This window comes from Hydrogenophaga sp. RWCD_12 (assembly GCF_046604225.1).
Lineage (GTDB): Bacteria > Pseudomonadota > Gammaproteobacteria > Burkholderiales > Burkholderiaceae_C > Hydrogenophaga.
This window is the reverse complement of sequence record NZ_JBKIXC010000005.1, coordinates 178,191-192,163: the sequence shown is the minus strand read 5'-3', so window position 1 is coordinate 192,163 and position 13,973 is coordinate 178,191. Positions and strand designations below refer to the sequence as shown.

13 protein-coding genes are annotated in these 13,973 nt (G+C 65.2%); 8 read left to right on the top strand and 5 right to left on the bottom strand.

Translation table 11 applies throughout. The annotated features are described in order from the left end of the window. Positions 1 to 16 precede the first annotated feature (16 nt). The 3 genes from ACLIJ1_RS19475 to ACLIJ1_RS19465 are packed head-to-tail and all read left to right on the top strand — an operon-like array spanning position 17 to position 2,735. Entirely contained in the window at positions 17 to 487 is a 471-nt protein-coding gene (locus tag ACLIJ1_RS19475) for a DUF2069 domain-containing protein (protein WP_411367212.1), read from the top strand. Then, entirely contained in the window at positions 484 to 1,941 is a 1,458-nt protein-coding gene (locus ACLIJ1_RS19470) for an FAD-binding oxidoreductase (protein ID WP_411367211.1), read from the top strand. The genes ACLIJ1_RS19475 and ACLIJ1_RS19470 overlap by 4 nt, the downstream gene beginning before the upstream one ends. Further along, on the top strand, positions 1,938 to 2,735 hold the full coding sequence (locus ACLIJ1_RS19465) for a TylF/MycF/NovP-related O-methyltransferase (RefSeq protein WP_411367210.1): 798 nt from the start codon (positions 1,938 to 1,940) through the stop codon (positions 2,733 to 2,735). The genes ACLIJ1_RS19470 and ACLIJ1_RS19465 overlap by 4 nt, the downstream gene beginning before the upstream one ends. Positions 2,736 to 2,753: 18 nt before the next feature. Here the strand turns inward: ACLIJ1_RS19465 and ACLIJ1_RS19460 are convergent, their stop codons facing one another. Together ACLIJ1_RS19460 and ACLIJ1_RS19455 are read right to left on the bottom strand one after the other, a co-directional pair. Beyond that, a complete protein-coding gene (locus ACLIJ1_RS19460) occupies positions 2,754 to 4,679 on the bottom strand; it encodes a tetratricopeptide repeat protein (RefSeq protein ID WP_411367209.1) in 1,926 nt (641 codons plus the stop codon). Between the two features lie 29 nt (positions 4,680 to 4,708). Then, positions 4,709 to 5,338 carry a glutathione S-transferase family protein gene (locus tag ACLIJ1_RS19455; RefSeq protein ID WP_411367208.1) on the bottom strand — a complete coding sequence of 210 codons (630 nt, stop codon included), beginning with the start codon at positions 5,336 to 5,338 and terminating at the stop codon, positions 4,709 to 4,711. A 98-nt stretch (positions 5,339 to 5,436) separates the two neighbouring features. Here ACLIJ1_RS19455 and ACLIJ1_RS19450 point away from each other — a divergent pair, with 98 nt between their 5' ends. The 5 genes from ACLIJ1_RS19450 (at position 5,437) to xth (ending at position 10,466) form a co-directional block, all read left to right on the top strand. Continuing rightward, complete coding sequence (locus ACLIJ1_RS19450; protein WP_411367546.1) at positions 5,437 to 6,270, top strand: thymidylate synthase; 834 nt, start codon at positions 5,437 to 5,439, stop codon at positions 6,268 to 6,270. A gap of 37 nt (positions 6,271 to 6,307) precedes the next feature. Next, on the top strand, positions 6,308 to 8,158 hold the full coding sequence (locus ACLIJ1_RS19445; RefSeq protein ID WP_411367207.1) for a M48 family metalloprotease: 1,851 nt from the start codon (positions 6,308 to 6,310) through the stop codon (positions 8,156 to 8,158). 118 nt (positions 8,159 to 8,276) lie between these two features. Continuing rightward, a complete protein-coding gene (locus tag ACLIJ1_RS19440; RefSeq protein ID WP_411367206.1) occupies positions 8,277 to 9,191 on the top strand; it encodes a DMT family transporter in 915 nt (304 codons plus the stop codon). Then, the gene (locus ACLIJ1_RS19435; RefSeq protein WP_411367205.1) at positions 9,184 to 9,693 is read left to right on the top strand and encodes a dihydrofolate reductase; all 510 of its coding nucleotides are present in this window, start codon (positions 9,184 to 9,186) and stop codon (positions 9,691 to 9,693) included. Before ACLIJ1_RS19440 ends, ACLIJ1_RS19435 begins: the two co-directional genes overlap by 8 nt. 8 nt (positions 9,694 to 9,701) lie before the next feature. After that, the gene (gene xth, locus ACLIJ1_RS19430) at positions 9,702 to 10,466 is read left to right on the top strand and encodes an exodeoxyribonuclease III (RefSeq protein ID WP_411367204.1); all 765 of its coding nucleotides are present in this window, start codon (positions 9,702 to 9,704) and stop codon (positions 10,464 to 10,466) included. A 108-nt stretch (positions 10,467 to 10,574) separates the two neighbouring features. Here xth and ntrC read toward each other — a convergent pair whose 3' ends face one another. The 3 genes from ntrC to ACLIJ1_RS19415 all read right to left on the bottom strand — a co-directional run bounded on the left by ntrC (position 10,575) and on the right by ACLIJ1_RS19415 (position 13,827). Further along, positions 10,575 to 12,131 carry a nitrogen regulation protein NR(I) gene (ntrC, locus tag ACLIJ1_RS19425; protein WP_411367203.1) on the bottom strand — a complete coding sequence of 519 codons (1,557 nt, stop codon included), beginning with the start codon at positions 12,129 to 12,131 and terminating at the stop codon, positions 10,575 to 10,577. Positions 12,132 to 12,169: 38 nt separating this feature from the next. Beyond that, on the bottom strand, positions 12,170 to 13,201 hold the full coding sequence (glnL, locus tag ACLIJ1_RS19420) for a nitrogen regulation protein NR(II) (protein WP_411367545.1): 1,032 nt from the start codon (positions 13,199 to 13,201) through the stop codon (positions 12,170 to 12,172). A 110-nt stretch (positions 13,202 to 13,311) separates the two neighbouring features. Then, entirely contained in the window at positions 13,312 to 13,827 is a 516-nt protein-coding gene (locus ACLIJ1_RS19415) for a hypothetical protein (protein WP_411367544.1), read from the bottom strand. Positions 13,828 to 13,973 lie beyond the last annotated feature (146 nt).

Sequence of the window (13,973 nt, the reverse complement as noted above, 5' to 3'; positions counted from 1 at the left end):
TCATGCCACCCGCCCCATGACCCATCCTCCCGCCCCCCCATCGTCCCCGCTTCCCGCGATCGCCCGCAGCCGCGCGCTGGCCGTCGGCAGCCTGCTGGCCCTGATCGCGCTGTGTCTGGCCTGGGAGCTGTGGCTGGCACCGCTGCGACCCGGCGGCTCCTGGCTGGTGCTCAAGGTACTGCCACTGACCATCCCGCTGGCTGGCCTGCTCAAGCACCGCATGTACACCTACCGCTGGCTCAGCCTGATGGTCTGGCTGTATGCCGCCGAGGGTGCGGTGCGCATGACCAGTGACACGAGCAGCCTCTCGGCATGGCTGGCCGGGCTGGAGCTGCTGCTGTGCATCGTGCTGTTTGTGGCCTGCACCTGGCACATCCGCACCCGTCTGCGCGCCGCCGGCAAGGAAGCGATTGCGGCCGACGCCGCGCAGCGCGCCGCCGAGGCCGGCTATGCGGCGGACCCGGTTCCTCCGACCAAGACCCGATGAACGCCCTCATCTCCACCCTGCGCGGCATCGTGGGCGATGCCCAGGTGCTGACCCACGACGACCCCGCCACCGACCTCTCGGCCTGGGAGCAGGACTGGCGCAAACGCTCCAACGGCCGCGCGCTGGCCGTGGTGCGCCCCGGCAGCACCGCCGAAGTGGCCGCTGTGGTCCGGGCCTGCGTGAACGCGGGCGTGTCCATCGTTCCCCAGGGCGGCAACACCGGCCTGGTCGTCGGCTCGGTGCCGGACGACTCGGGCACACAGGTGGTGCTCAGCCTCACCCGCATGAACGCCGTGCGTGCGATCGACGGCGACAACCTGACCATCACGGTCGACGCCGGCTGCGTGCTGCAGGCGGTGCAGGAAGCCGCGGAGAAAGCCGGCTACCTGTTCCCGCTCTCGCTGGCGGCCGAAGGCAGCTGCACCATCGGCGGCAACCTCGCCACCAACGCTGGCGGCACCCAGGTCGTGCGCTACGGCAATGCGCGCGAGTTGTGTCTCGGCCTGGAGGTCGTGACGGCGCAGGGCGAGGTCTGGCACGGGCTCTCCGGCCTGCGCAAGGACAACACTGGCTACGACCTGCGCGACCTGTTCGTCGGCAGCGAAGGGACGCTGGGCGTGATCACCGCCGCGACCATGAAGCTCTACCCGCTGCCGGCCGCGCAGCTCACCGCCTGGGCCGCAGTGTCCTCGCTGGAGGCGGCCGTGCAGCTGCTGGGCCTGGCGCACCGGCACCTCGGCGCCGGCCTGACCGGCTTCGAGGTCATGGGCCAGTTCGCGCTGTCGCTGGTGAACAGACACTTTCCCCAGCAGCGCGTGCCGCTGTGGTCCGAGCACCCGTACTGCGTGCTGCTCGAAAACAGCGACAGCGAATCGGAAGCGCACGCGCGCAGCCAGTTCGAGCGCCTGCTGGAAACGGCGTTTGAACAGGGCGTGGTCAACGATGCCGTGGTGGCCGAAAGCCTGCAGCAGGCGCATGCGCTGTGGCACATCCGCGAAAGCATTCCGCTGGCACAGGCCGAAGAAGGCCTGAACATCAAGCACGACATCAGCATTCCGGTGTCGAAGATCCCGGCGTTCTGCACCGAGACCGACGCGCTGCTGGCGAGCGAGGTGCCCGGCGTGCGGCTGGTGAACTTCGGCCACCTGGGTGACGGCAACCTGCACTACAACGTGCAGGCGCCCGAAGGAGGCGATCCGACGATCTTCCTGCGCGAGCAGGAAGAGCGGGTCAACCACCTGGTGTTCGACCAGGTCGCGCGTTTCGACGGCTCGATCAGCGCCGAACACGGCGTCGGCAGCCTCAAGATCGACAAGCTGCCGGTCTACAAGGACCCGGTCGCGCTGGCACTGATGCGCTCCATCAAGCGGGCGCTGGACCCGCAGAACCGGATGAACCCGGGCCGGGTCGTGGCACTGCCCGACGCCACTCCTCCCACAGAAAGCCCTCGATGAAGCCCCCCAAGCCGCCGGTGACGCTGCCCCAGGTTCCGCCCCTGTCGATGGAGCGCGGCATCGATTTCGTCTCGCCCATTTCGTGGGGCGTGAGCGATCCGGCGCGGTTCTCTGCGCTCATGAAGGAGGTGCTGCCGCTGGTGGCGCACGGTTTCCACTTCGCCGACAACCTGTTCACCTGGGGCCGCAACAACTCGGCGATGGAAGACCCGTCGTTCAACGTCGCCTGGCGCAGCAACATCCAGAACAAGGCGGACCAGGCCATCGTCTGGCGCCGCTACATCCTGGCCACCAGCGCCTGCCATTGCATCCAGCTCGAGGGCGACTTCGTGGAGTGCGGCGTCAATGCCGGCACCGGCATCAAGACCGTCATGGACTACCTGGGCGGCACCGCGTTTCCGAAGACATTCTGGGGTTACGACACCTTTGACTACCACCCCACGGGCCGCAACATGGAAGGCCAGTCGGAAGGCCTGTTTGACCGGGTCACACAGCGCTTTGCCGACTACCCGCAGGTGCGCCTGATCAAGGGCATGCTGCCCGCCAGCTTTGCCGATGGCATGCCCGAGACAGTGGCCTATCTGCACATCGACCTGAACAACGCCGAGGGCGAGATCGCCTGCCTGGAAAAGTTGTTCGACCGGGTGGTCCCGGGCGGCATGATCATCCTGGACGACTACGAGTGGGGCGGCAAGTTCCGCGCGCAGAAACAGGCCGAAGATCTCTGGTTCCAGGAGCGCAACTACCGCGTCATCCCCCTGCCCACCGGACAGGGCATGCTGGTCAAACGCTGACGCCCCGCCTCGAAACAATCAGGACGAGCAGAACGTCCGCAGCAGCCGCTCCAGGTCGGCGGCAAACGTGACCGCATCAAACAGCGGGCTCTTGCGCGCCGTCTCGCGCAGGTTCCGCCGCAACGACCGCAGCGTTGCCACTGCCGCCTGCCGGTCATCGGCCAAGGCCCGCGCCTTGGCCACATAGCCGTCTTCGCTGTGCGCAACCCAGTCGCCCAGCCCGACGTTCTCCAGCATGGCCTCTCCCTGGCGGCCCAACATGCCGGGCGTGGCCAGCGCCAACGTCGGCACGCCCATCCAGATCGCTTCGGCCGTCGTGGTGCCACCCGGGTACGGGAAGGTGTCGAGCAGCACGTCGACCTCGGCGTACTGGCCGAGGTAGTGTTCGCGCGGCAGGTTGGTGGAGATGAAGACCCGGCGCAGATCGATCCCCGCGTTGCGCAGCCGCTCGCGCATGCGCAACACCTGCTGCTCCTCCTCGAAGCGGCCGTTCTGCAGCCGCAGCACCGAGGCTGGCACGGCGTCCAGTACGCGCCTCCAGAGCGCGATCACGCTGTCGTTGATCTTGCTGGCGTTCTGGAAGCAGCCGAAGGTGATCCAGGGCAGCGTGGCCATCGGCGGCTCGGGCGCGACATCCGGGGCCTTGGCCGGCGGCGTCAGGCACAGCCGCGTGTGCGGCATCTTCAGCAGGCGCTCGGTGAAGAAGCGCTCTTCGCCCGGCGGCACGCACAGCGGGTCGGCGATCACCGCATCGATGAACGGCAGACCCGTGGTGCCGAAGTAGCCCAGCCACGACACCTGACGCCGCGCCGGCCGGCGCATCAGCACGCCGATGCGGTTGCCGGTGGTGTGACCGCTGAGGTCGAGCAACACGTCCAGGTCGTCGGCCGCGATGGTGTCGGCCACGCGCTGGTCGGTCTCGTCCGCGATGTCGCGCCACTGGCCGAAGGCGCCGCGAATGCGAGCGGGCACAAACGCGCCCTTTGCCTGGTTGGCATAGGCCACCAGGTCCACTCCCCGCTGGCGCAGCGCGTCCAGCACCGTTTCCAGGAAATGGCCCACCGGGTGCAGCCGCAGGTCGGCAGAAAGAATGCCGACCCGCAGGCGCCGACCCGTCGGGCGCGGCGGCGCCGGTGCCAGCACAAGTCCGCGGCGCACCGCGTTTTCATGCACGGCCTGGCCATGCTTTCTGCTCAGCTCGCGCACGCGGTCCAGATCCACCGGGTGGCGATAGTGCAACGAGAACAAGAAGTTGCTCAGGGTCTCGGTGTGGGCGGGCTGGATCGCCAGCGCGCGCTCGTAGTGCGCCAGCGATTCGCCGAAATCGCCCAGCTTGGCGGTCACACAGCCGAGCGCGAACTGCAGGTCGGCGCTTGCCTCGGCGGCCACCGGCTTCAGCACCTCCAGCGCCTTGTTCGGATCGCGCAGATTGTTCAGGTGGATCGAAGCCAGGTTCACCCGTGCCTGCGTGTTCGCCGGGAAGCGCCGCACCAGGTCTTCCAGCGCCATGTGCGCCTCGTGCATCAGCTCCAGCCGGAACAGCGCGGTCGAATAGTTCAGCAGCAGCTGTTCGTCGTCGGGCAGTTGCTGCACCATGGCCTTGAGCATGGCGTGCGCCTCGCGGTTCTTCGCCAGCGCGAGAAAAACGGTGGCGAGGTAGCGCCGCACCGGCACCGACGCGGGGTCGGACGCCATGGCCCGGAGCAGCACCTGCTCCGCCTCGTGGTAACGCCCCTGCCCTCCCAGCCGCCGCGCCTGGACCAGCGCCTGGGTCGAAGGATCGGCTGCGGGCGCCAACGTGACGGTCTGCACGGGTCGGGTTGGCGCTGGCGACGCCACGGGCGTGGCCACCGGCTGCGCGCCGGTGCGGGTCAGCTGGCCCGAGATCGTGACGCGGGGACGGGTCTGGGCGGTGGCTTGCGCAGGGTCGGAAGGACTGGACATGGACAGGGAAAGGATGTCGACGGGCCAGCTCAGGCGGCGGCCTGCTTCTGGATGCGCTCTTCGTTGATCTGGCCGGCGCGCAGCAAGGCCGGACGCGCCCGCATGCGGGCAACGTATTCCTCAAACACCGGGCGTTTGTCGATGGTGCCGAACATCAGCCCCCAGGACAGGCTGGAGCCGACATACACGTCGGCCGCCGTGAACTGTTCCCCACAGATGTAGGGACCAGGCTGCAGCGCGGTTTCCAGCGCATCCAGGGTGTCGGCGTAGCTGCCGAAGCCGGCCATGGCGGCACGCCCCTCGGGCACGACCCAGCCCATGGCCTTGGCGGTCACGGCCTGCTCCAGCGGCCCGGCGGCAAAGAACATCCAGCGAAGGTAGGGCGCGCGTTGCGGCGAGGTTGGCGCCGGCGCCAGCCCGACCTGCGGAAATGCGTCGGCGAGGTAGGCGCAGATCGCGGCAGCTTCGGTCACGACCACATCGCCGTGGCGAATCGCCGGCACCTTGCCCATCGGGTTGACCGCCTTGTAGACCGGGGACTTCATCTCGGGTCCATAACCGAGCCAGACCGTCTGATAGGGCTGACCCAGCTCCTCCATCATCCAGTGCGCAATGCGGCCCCGGGACTGGGGATTGGTATAGAGGATCAGGTCGCTCATGGTTTTCCTCCGGAAGACGGTGGTGGCAAAAGGTCGATGCTAGCCGGTGGCTGGGGGGGGAACAACTCAGCAGGCAAAATGGCGGGATGACCGCCGTTCTGACCCCTCGCCCCGTCCGCTCCCAGTACGAAGATTTCATGCGCCTTGTCTACACGACCGGCGTGCAGAAAGGTGACCGCACCGGCACCGGCACGCGCAGCGTGTTCGGCCACCAGATGCGCTTCGACCTGAGCGAAGGTTTCCCGCTCGTCACCACCAAGAAGGTGTTCCTCAAGGCCATCATCGTCGAGCTGCTGTGGTTCCTGCGCGGCGACAGCAACGTGAAGTGGCTGCAGGAGCGCGGCTGCACCATCTGGGACGAATGGGCGCGCGAAGACGGTGAGCTCGGCCCGGTCTACGGCGTGCAATGGCGCAACTGGCCCAAGCCCGGCGGCGGACACATCGACCAGATCAGTGAAGTCGTCAGGCAACTCAAGTCCAACCCCGACAGCCGCCGCATCATCGTCAGCGCCTGGAACGTGGCCGATCTCGACCAGATGGCGCTCATGCCCTGCCACGCCTTCTTCCAGTTCTACGTGGCGCCCGCCTCCGAACCCGGCGGCCGCGGCAAACTCAGCTGCCAGCTCTACCAGCGCAGCGCCGACATTTTCCTGGGCGTACCTTTCAACATCGCCAGCTACGCGCTGCTGACCCACATGCTGGCGCAGCAGTGCGACCTGGACGTGGGGGACTTCATCTGGACCGGCGGCGACTGCCACATCTACAGCAACCACCACGAACAGGTGGAACTGCAACTCTCCCGCCAGCCCTTTGCCTACCCGACGCTGAACATCAAGCGCCAGCCAGCCTCGATCTTCGACTACGAATACGAGGATTTCGAAGTGCTCAGCTACGAATGCCACCCGGCGATCAAGGCACCAGTCGCCATCTGACAATTGCTTCGTCAACGGATCGCATTACAACTGGCAAATGCAGGACAAGGTCATATCGCCCATAGAGCGTTGGCTGTTGACTGGCCAAGCGATGTTTGCCGAGACGGCTTTCTGGCTCACAACCATGTTGTTGTGGGTACCAATCCTGATACTCACAAGTGTCTTCTACCCCTCCAGCTGGGCTTGGGCTGCAGCGGTCGGACTCAGCGTGTTGAGCTGGTGGTGGTCTCAACCTTCTATAGAGGTTGAGGGCTTCAAGGTTCTTCGAGCCGACGCCCCCCTGCTCTATAAAGAACTGGACCAGCTAGCAAAAGCCCTGGATGCGCCGCAGATTGACGAGGTTCTATTGGATGGCTCGTTGAACGCTGGTGCCTACGAGTCGCGGGGCTTTCTGTCCATGATTGGCGTGAGACGCACACTCATCCTTGGCTTGCCATTGCTCAGGTTGCTCAATAAGGCAGAAGCAAGAGCAGTGATCGCCCACGAGTTGGGCCACTTTTCAGGAAGACACGGCCGTCTTGGTCACTGGATCTACTTGGTGCGCGCCAAGTGGATGGCCTATCTCTATTTGGCCGATGCTGAGGACTCGACCATTGCGAGCTTGCGCCAAGTGCTCGCGGATCACTTTCTGCCCGGCTTCCTTACGCGTTCCGCCGCCTGGTCCAGACGGTGCGAGTTTGAGGCAGATGCTGTGGCCGCATCGGTGCCGGGTGCGGGTAGAGAACTGGTGTCAGCACTGACAAAACTCCTGGTCGTTCATTCCACATCGAAAACCGATCTGGCCCGTCATTTGGCGCACCTGCAGAAGGCAACGCCAGAGGCGCCCGACAACTACTGGGAAATTGTGGCCACCCTTGCCGCCAGCAAGGTTGCGAAGCCCTTCGATGTCTCATCGGTCAGTTCGCTTGCAGAGCCTTCGCACCCCGATAACACCCACCCACCTGTGAACGAGAGGGCCCTTGCAATTGGTGTGGATGTGCAGGTGCCCGACTGGACTTCCTTCGAAGCGGCTGGAGAAGCGCTTCTGGGAAGCGACTGGGCAAAGCTATATCGGCAGAGCAATGAGAATTGGCGATCGCGCAACAAAAACACATGGCGCTTGCAACACCTTCGCATGGCGTCGATTGGGGATGCGGACGACACAACCCTGGCTCCCGAACATCGGACCCTTCGACAACTGACGCGAGACGATGAAGCCCAATGGTCAGATGACACCTTGAACGCGCTGCGCGATTTCGAGGGCGCTCATGTCGGATTTCCGTTGGCCTCGTATGTCCTTGGCGTCGCACTGCTGAACAGAGGTTTGTCTGAAGGAGCCAGATTCGTCCGAAAGGCGATCAAAGCAGACCCGCATTTGGCCATCCGCGGGTACGAGGTGTTGCTGGGTTTTTACTACCTGCATGGCAGGCCCAGCCAGGTTCGCTACTGCCACGAACAACTCCAGCTCGCTAGTGACCGCATTCAAAGACCCAGTGCTTCCATCGGGTCGATCCTTCTGAATTCCAAACTCTCCTCTCTCGAAGGGCCGACGGCGAAACTGTTGAGGCGCTCCCTTTCTGGTGAAGAAGATATTGACGGTCTATGGGTCGTTCGCACAGAGCTTTCCGGGGTCAATGATTCAAAACACGCGGCCTGCGTCGTCGTTGTGAGAATGAATCCACTTGTCTCAGCGCATGTGCCCTCCAAGGAGCAGTCACTTCTGCGTGATGTCACCTCTTGCGTGGAGTCATTGATCAGTCCACGGGACCTCGTCATCTCAACACTGTGGTTCACGACGGAAGCAGTAAATCCACGATTGGTGGTGAAGCTGCAATCTACCGAAGGAGCGGAGATCTTTGCGCCTTTGACTCCAATACGGAACGACATTCTGAAGACGGATCTGGCGTGAAGACTCTTGAATACTTGGCAGGCCACTCCTTGATCATGCGCCTGACGGGCGAAACAGGCACGGCAAAACACACCTTCTTCTTCGCAAAACCGATCACTCAACCGCGGCGGACTTTCACGTGATCTCCCGCCGCCAGCTCTGGGCGCTGCTCGCCCTCACGCTCATGTGGGGGGTCAACTGGCCCATGATGAAGCTCTCGCTGCAGCAGCTCTCGCCGCTGTACTTCCGCGCCAGCACCATGCTGCTGGGCGCGACTTGGCTGTTCATCTACGTGGCGACCAGGGGCGAGCGCATGCGGCCGGTGGGGCGCGAATGGCTGGCGATCGCTGCGCTGGGCCTGCCCAACGTGCTGGGCTGGCACACGCTTTCCATCTTCGGGGTGCAGGAACTGGCCTCGGGGCGCGCAGCCATCCTGGGTTTCACGATGCCCATCTTCACGGTGCTCATTGGCGCCGCTTTTTTCGGCGAACGCATCACGCCACGCGTGCGGCTGGCCGTGGCCTGCGTGAGTGTCGCCATTGGGCTGCTGCTGTGGCACGAGTTGCAGCGCCTCTCGGGACGGCCGGCGGGCGTCGTCTGGATGCTGGGTGCCGCGGCGTCCTGGGCGCTGGGCACGCTGATGTTCCGCCGCGCGCAGCTGACGCTCTCACCGCTGGTGGTCACGGTCTGGATGCTGCTGCTGGGCAGCGGTGTCGTCTGGGCTCTGGCGCTGTCGCTGGAGCCGCTGCCGAGCCCCTCGACCTTCTCCACCCGCATGTGGATCAGCCTGGTCTACGGCGTGGTCATCAACTACGGCTTCGCGCAGCTGATCTGGTTCGGCCTGGCGCGCAACCTGCCGCCGGCTACCAGCGCCATGAGCGTCATGGCCATCCCGCTGGTCGGCACGCTGAGCGCCACCGTCATCACCGGAGAAATGCCGCACTGGCAGGACTGGCTGGCCATGGTGTTCGTGATGGTCGCCATCGCCAGCGTATTACTGCCAGCCGGCGCGCTGCGGCGTGCCGGGTCCGCGGCACAATCGCCCGATGCCTGAGACCAATGTTCCCGTCCACCTGAACCTGATCTATGCCCGCGCCGCCAACGGCGTGATCGGCAAGGACAACCAGATCCCATGGCACCTGCCCGAGGACCTGGCCCACTTCAAGCGCACCACCATGGGCTGCCCGGTCATCATGGGCCGCAAGACTTGGGATTCGCTGCCACAGCGCTTCCGGCCGCTGCCGGGACGCCTGAATGTGGTGCTCACCAACGACCGCGACTGGCGCGCCGAAGGCGCCGAAGTGGTGCACACCTTGCCTGATGCACTCGCACGGTGCCCTGTCGGCCAGGATGCCTGGGTCATCGGCGGCGCGCAGGTCTACGCCCTGACCTTGCCGCTGGCGCGACGCGTCGTCGTGACCGAAATCGCGCAGGACTTCGAGGGCGACGCCCATGCCCCGATGCTCGGCCCCGAATGGATCGAAACCGCGCGCGAGGCGCATGTGGCCACCAGCGGCCTGCCTTTCGCCTTCGTCACTTACACCCGCTCTGCCTGAGACCCCCCATGCAACTCGCCACCTGGAATGTCAACTCCCTCAATGTGCGCCTGCCGCAAGTGCTGGCCTGGCTGGCGACCAACCCGGTCGACGTGCTGGCGCTGCAGGAACTCAAGCTCACCGACGACAAGTTTCCGGCGCAGGCTTTTGCCGAAGTCGGCTACCACGCCCAGTGGTTCGGGCAGAAGACCTACAACGGCGTCGCCCTGCTGAGCAAGACACCCGCTGCGGACGTCATCAGGAATATTCCGGGCTTTGAGGACGAGCAGTCGCGCGTGCTGTGCGCCACCATCGACGGAGTGCGCGTGATCGGCGCCTACTTCCCCAACGGGCAGGAGCCGGGCAGCGACAAGTTCGCCTACAAGATGCGCTGGCTCGACGCGATGCGCGAATGGGTGCGCGCCGAGATGGCAGCCCACCCGAAGCTGGTGCTGATGGGTGACTACAACATCACCTTCGACGACGCCGACGTCTGGGACCCGGTCGGCCTGCATGAAACCATCCACTGCACGACCGAAGAACGCAACCATCTGAAGAGCCTGATCGGCCTGGGCCTGCACGACGCGCACCGCCTGTTCGAGCACCCACCCAAGACCTTCAGCTGGTGGGACTACCGCATGCTGGGATTCCAGAAGAACCGCGGACTGCGCATCGATCACATCCTGATCTCCGATGCCCTCAAGGCCCGCGCCAGTGCCTGCGAAGTCGACCGCGTACCCCGCAAGAACCCCCAGCCCAGTGACCACGCACCGGTGGTGCTGACGATCATCTAGCCAAGTTCGGACGCGCAGGGGAGTTCTACGAGAACGTGGCGGAACCGGCTTCGCCGGGCCGTACCGCGTTGCCCCCGTGAGGGGGCCGCGCGCAGCGCGGCGGGGGTGTCACTCCAGATTCAATTCCTGGATCTTGCGCGTGATCGTGTTGCGGCCGATGCCCAGCTTGTGGGCGGCCTCGATGCGGCGCCCGCGCGTATTGGCCAGCGCGGTCAGGATCAGGCCGGTCTCGAAGCGCCGCGTGAGCACGTCCCAGACGTCGGTACGTCCTGCTTCCAGCAACGAGCGCGCCTCGGCCTGCAGCCCGGCTTCCCAGGCGGAGGTCGCAGCCGGCACCGGAGCAGACGCCACCACACCACCGGCAGGTGCCATCGGCAGTTCGGCTGGCACCGGTGGTGACCATTCCGCCACCGCAGCCGGTGCGGCCGGCGCCGAAGGCACCAGCAGCGATTCGGCACCGACAAGCGGTGCTTCTGGCGCAGCAACCACCGCTGCGCCCACCATGGCCAACACTTCCGGCGGCAGGTCCTTGACCTCAATCACCTGCGCTGGCGCCATCACCGTCAGCCAGTGGCAGACGTTTTCGAGCTGTCGCACATTGCCGGGAAAGTCGAAACCGCTGAGCAGGCGCAGTGCCGGGTCGGAGATGCGCTTGGGCTCCACGCCCAGCTGCTTGGCGCTCTGCTGCAGGAAGTAACGTGTGAGCATCGGCACGTCTTCGCGCCGCTCGCGCAGCGCTGGCAGACGCAGGCGGATCACGTTCAGGCGGTGGAACAGGTCTTCGCGGAAGCCGCCTTCCTTGACACGCTGCTCGAGGTTCTGGTGGGTCGCGGCGATCACACGCACATTGGCCTTGACCGCACTGTGGCCGCCGACCCGGTAGAAGTGCCCGTCCGACAGCACGCGCAGCAGACGGGTCTGCAAGTCGAACGGCATGTCACCGATTTCATCAAGGAACAGCGTGCCGCCTTCAGCCTGCTCGAACCGGCCACGGCGCATGGTCTGCGCACCGGTGAACGCACCGCGCTCGTGACCGAACAGCTCGGACTCCAGCAGGTCCTTCGGAATCGCTGCGGTGTTGATGGCGACAAAGGGACCGTCGGCACGCGGCGAGTGTTTGTGCAGCGCGCGGGCGACAAGCTCCTTGCCGGAGCCGGACTCGCCGGTGATCAGGACCGTGACCTGGCTCTGCGAGAGGCGACCGATGGCGCGGAACACGTCCTGCATCGCGGGTGCCTGGCCCAGCATCTCCGGTGCCCCGGCGACCGACTCGTGCGCCACTTCCTCGCGCTGGCTTTCTTCGACCGCGCGGTGGATCAATTCCACCGCCTTGGGCAGGTCGAACGGCTTGGGCAGATATTCGAAGGCACCGCCCTGGAAGGCGGAGACCGCGCTGTCCAGATCGGAGAACGCGGTCATGATGATGACTGGCAGGCCAGGCAGCTTTTCCTTGACCTTCTCCAGCAGGTCCAGACCCGACCCACCCGGCATGCGGATGTCGCTGACCAGGATCTGCGGCCCTTCGCTCTCGGGCGTTTCGTTCAGTGCCTTGAGGACCTCCTGCGGATTGGTGAAGCTGCGCGTCGGCAGGTTCTCGCGCAACAGCGCCTTCTCCAGAACGAAGCGGATCGATTGGTCGTCATCCACTATCCAGATCGGCTTCATGTGTGCGTCTTCCCTTCCTCAGTCGAGGCGTTTCGGTTTCATGGCAACGGAATCAGCAATTTGAAATCCGTGTGGCCAGGCGCGCTTTCACATTCGATCAGTCCGTGGTGCTGCTGCACAAAAGTCTGCGCCAGGGTCAGCCCCAGCCCGGAACCACCTTCGCGCCCCGACACCAGCGGGAAAAAGATGCGGTCCTTGATCGACGCGGGCACGCCCGGCCCGTTGTCGATCACATGCAATTCCAGTGCCAGCCGGTAGCGCTGCTTGCCAAAGGTCACCTGCCGGTTGACGCGGGTGCGCAGCGTGATCTGCGCATCGCCCGCTGCCATGCGCTCGGACAAGGCCTGTGCGGCGTTGTGCGCGATGTTGAGCACCGCCTGGATCAGCTGCTCCTTGTCGCCGCGGAACTCGGGAATCGAAGTGTCGTAGTCACGGATCACCTTCAGCCCGCGCGGGAACTCGGCCACGATCAGCGCCCGCACCCGCTCGCAGACTTCGTGGATGTTCACGTCGCCCACCACGTGCGGGCGGCGGTGCGGCGCCAGCAGGCGATCGACCAGCGACTGCAGGCGGTCGGCCTCGTGGATGATGACCTGCGTGTATTCGGTCAGCTGCTTGTTGTCGAGCTCCAGCTCCAGCAGCTGTGCGGCCCCACGGATGCCACCCAGCGGGTTCTTGATCTCGTGGGCCAGGTTGCGGATCAGCTCCTTGTTGGCCTGCGCCTGGTCGATGAGGCGTTCCTCGCGTTCCTGCCGCGTCTGCTGCTCCAGCGGCAGCAGTTCGACGATCACCTCACCAGGCACCTCGGTCTGCGCCACAACCACATGCACTGGCAGCGGATCGTGGGACGTGCGCTTGAGCCAGGCGTCGTAGCGCAAGGCGGCGAACTCGTTGACACGGGCACCCGACAGCGCGTTTTCCAGCAGCTGGGGTTCTGTGAAGCAGTCCTGGAGCTGTGCCCCGCTGATGCTGCGGCGGGAGATGCCCAGGGCATCTTCGAGTGCAGCATTGGCAAACAGCACCACGCCGTCAGATCCCACCACCGCAACCAGGGTGGCGAGCAGGTCCAGCGAATGAAACCGGCTGTGTGCCGATGAGGGGCCGAGAGGATCCCGGACGTTCGACGTCGCGTCGAGGCCGAGGGGCGAAGAAGGGGGTGAGGCGTGCTTGGTCAAGCGGCCTATTTTGCGGCACTTTCCGGCGCGCTTCCCGCGCCAGACGGCACGGGCGCAGCCGAAGTCGGTGTTCCACCCATCCGCGAGAGCTCGCGGCGCAGACCATTGACATCTCCCTCGGCACGCGTCACCGCAGCCTTCAGCTCGGCCACGCGATCGATGTAACGCTGGTTGTTGCGCGATTCGATGCCTTCCTTTTCGGGCTGCCCATTGGCGTAGGCCTTCTGCGCCTGCGACAGCCGTTCTTCGGCCTTGCGCAACTCGGCGTCGAGGATCTGGCGGGCGTCGCTGTCGCGAGCGCGCTGCTCGGACGAGTCATTGCGCGGCGCTGCCTTCGGCGCAGCAGACGACGGCGCGGTGCGCGGAGCAGCCTGGGGCGCGGTTCCCTGCACGATGGTGATATTGCCGCCTTCCATGACCTTGCAGCCCTTGGCCTTGGCCACCGTGGCATTGTTGGTGTACTCGTTGCCGCAGCGATAGATGCGCTCCTGCGCCATGGCCGTCGACAGACTGGCCGCCATGGCGATCAGGGCAAAAGCCTTCAACGAATCAACTGCAACGAATCTGGACAACACGGGTACTCCCAGCGCTAGGGGCGCAAACGTCAGCAATTTTCAGTATGACGAAAAACTCGCGCGATATTGCCAGAGCCCGACCGGAAATCCAT

Coding starts and splice junctions, on each gene's coding strand:
- ACLIJ1_RS19475 (WP_411367212.1), top strand. CDS start 17: ATGACCCATCCTCCCGCCCCCCCATCGTCCCCGCTTCCCGCGATCGCC.
- ACLIJ1_RS19470 (WP_411367211.1), top strand. CDS start 484: ATGAACGCCCTCATCTCCACCCTGCGCGGCATCGTGGGCGATGCCCAG.
- ACLIJ1_RS19465 (WP_411367210.1), top strand. CDS start 1,938: ATGAAGCCCCCCAAGCCGCCGGTGACGCTGCCCCAGGTTCCGCCCCTG.
- ACLIJ1_RS19460 (WP_411367209.1), bottom strand. CDS start 4,679: ATGTCCAGTCCTTCCGACCCTGCGCAAGCCACCGCCCAGACCCGTCCC.
- ACLIJ1_RS19455 (WP_411367208.1), bottom strand. CDS start 5,338: ATGAGCGACCTGATCCTCTATACCAATCCCCAGTCCCGGGGCCGCATT.
- ACLIJ1_RS19445 (WP_411367207.1), top strand. CDS start 6,308: ATGCAGGACAAGGTCATATCGCCCATAGAGCGTTGGCTGTTGACTGGC.
- ACLIJ1_RS19435 (WP_411367205.1), top strand. CDS start 9,184: ATGCCTGAGACCAATGTTCCCGTCCACCTGAACCTGATCTATGCCCGC.
- xth (WP_411367204.1), top strand. CDS start 9,702: ATGCAACTCGCCACCTGGAATGTCAACTCCCTCAATGTGCGCCTGCCG.
- ntrC (WP_411367203.1), bottom strand. CDS start 12,131: ATGAAGCCGATCTGGATAGTGGATGACGACCAATCGATCCGCTTCGTT.
- ACLIJ1_RS19415 (WP_411367544.1), bottom strand. CDS start 13,827: ATGGCGGCCAGTCTGTCGACGGCCATGGCGCAGGAGCGCATCTATCGC.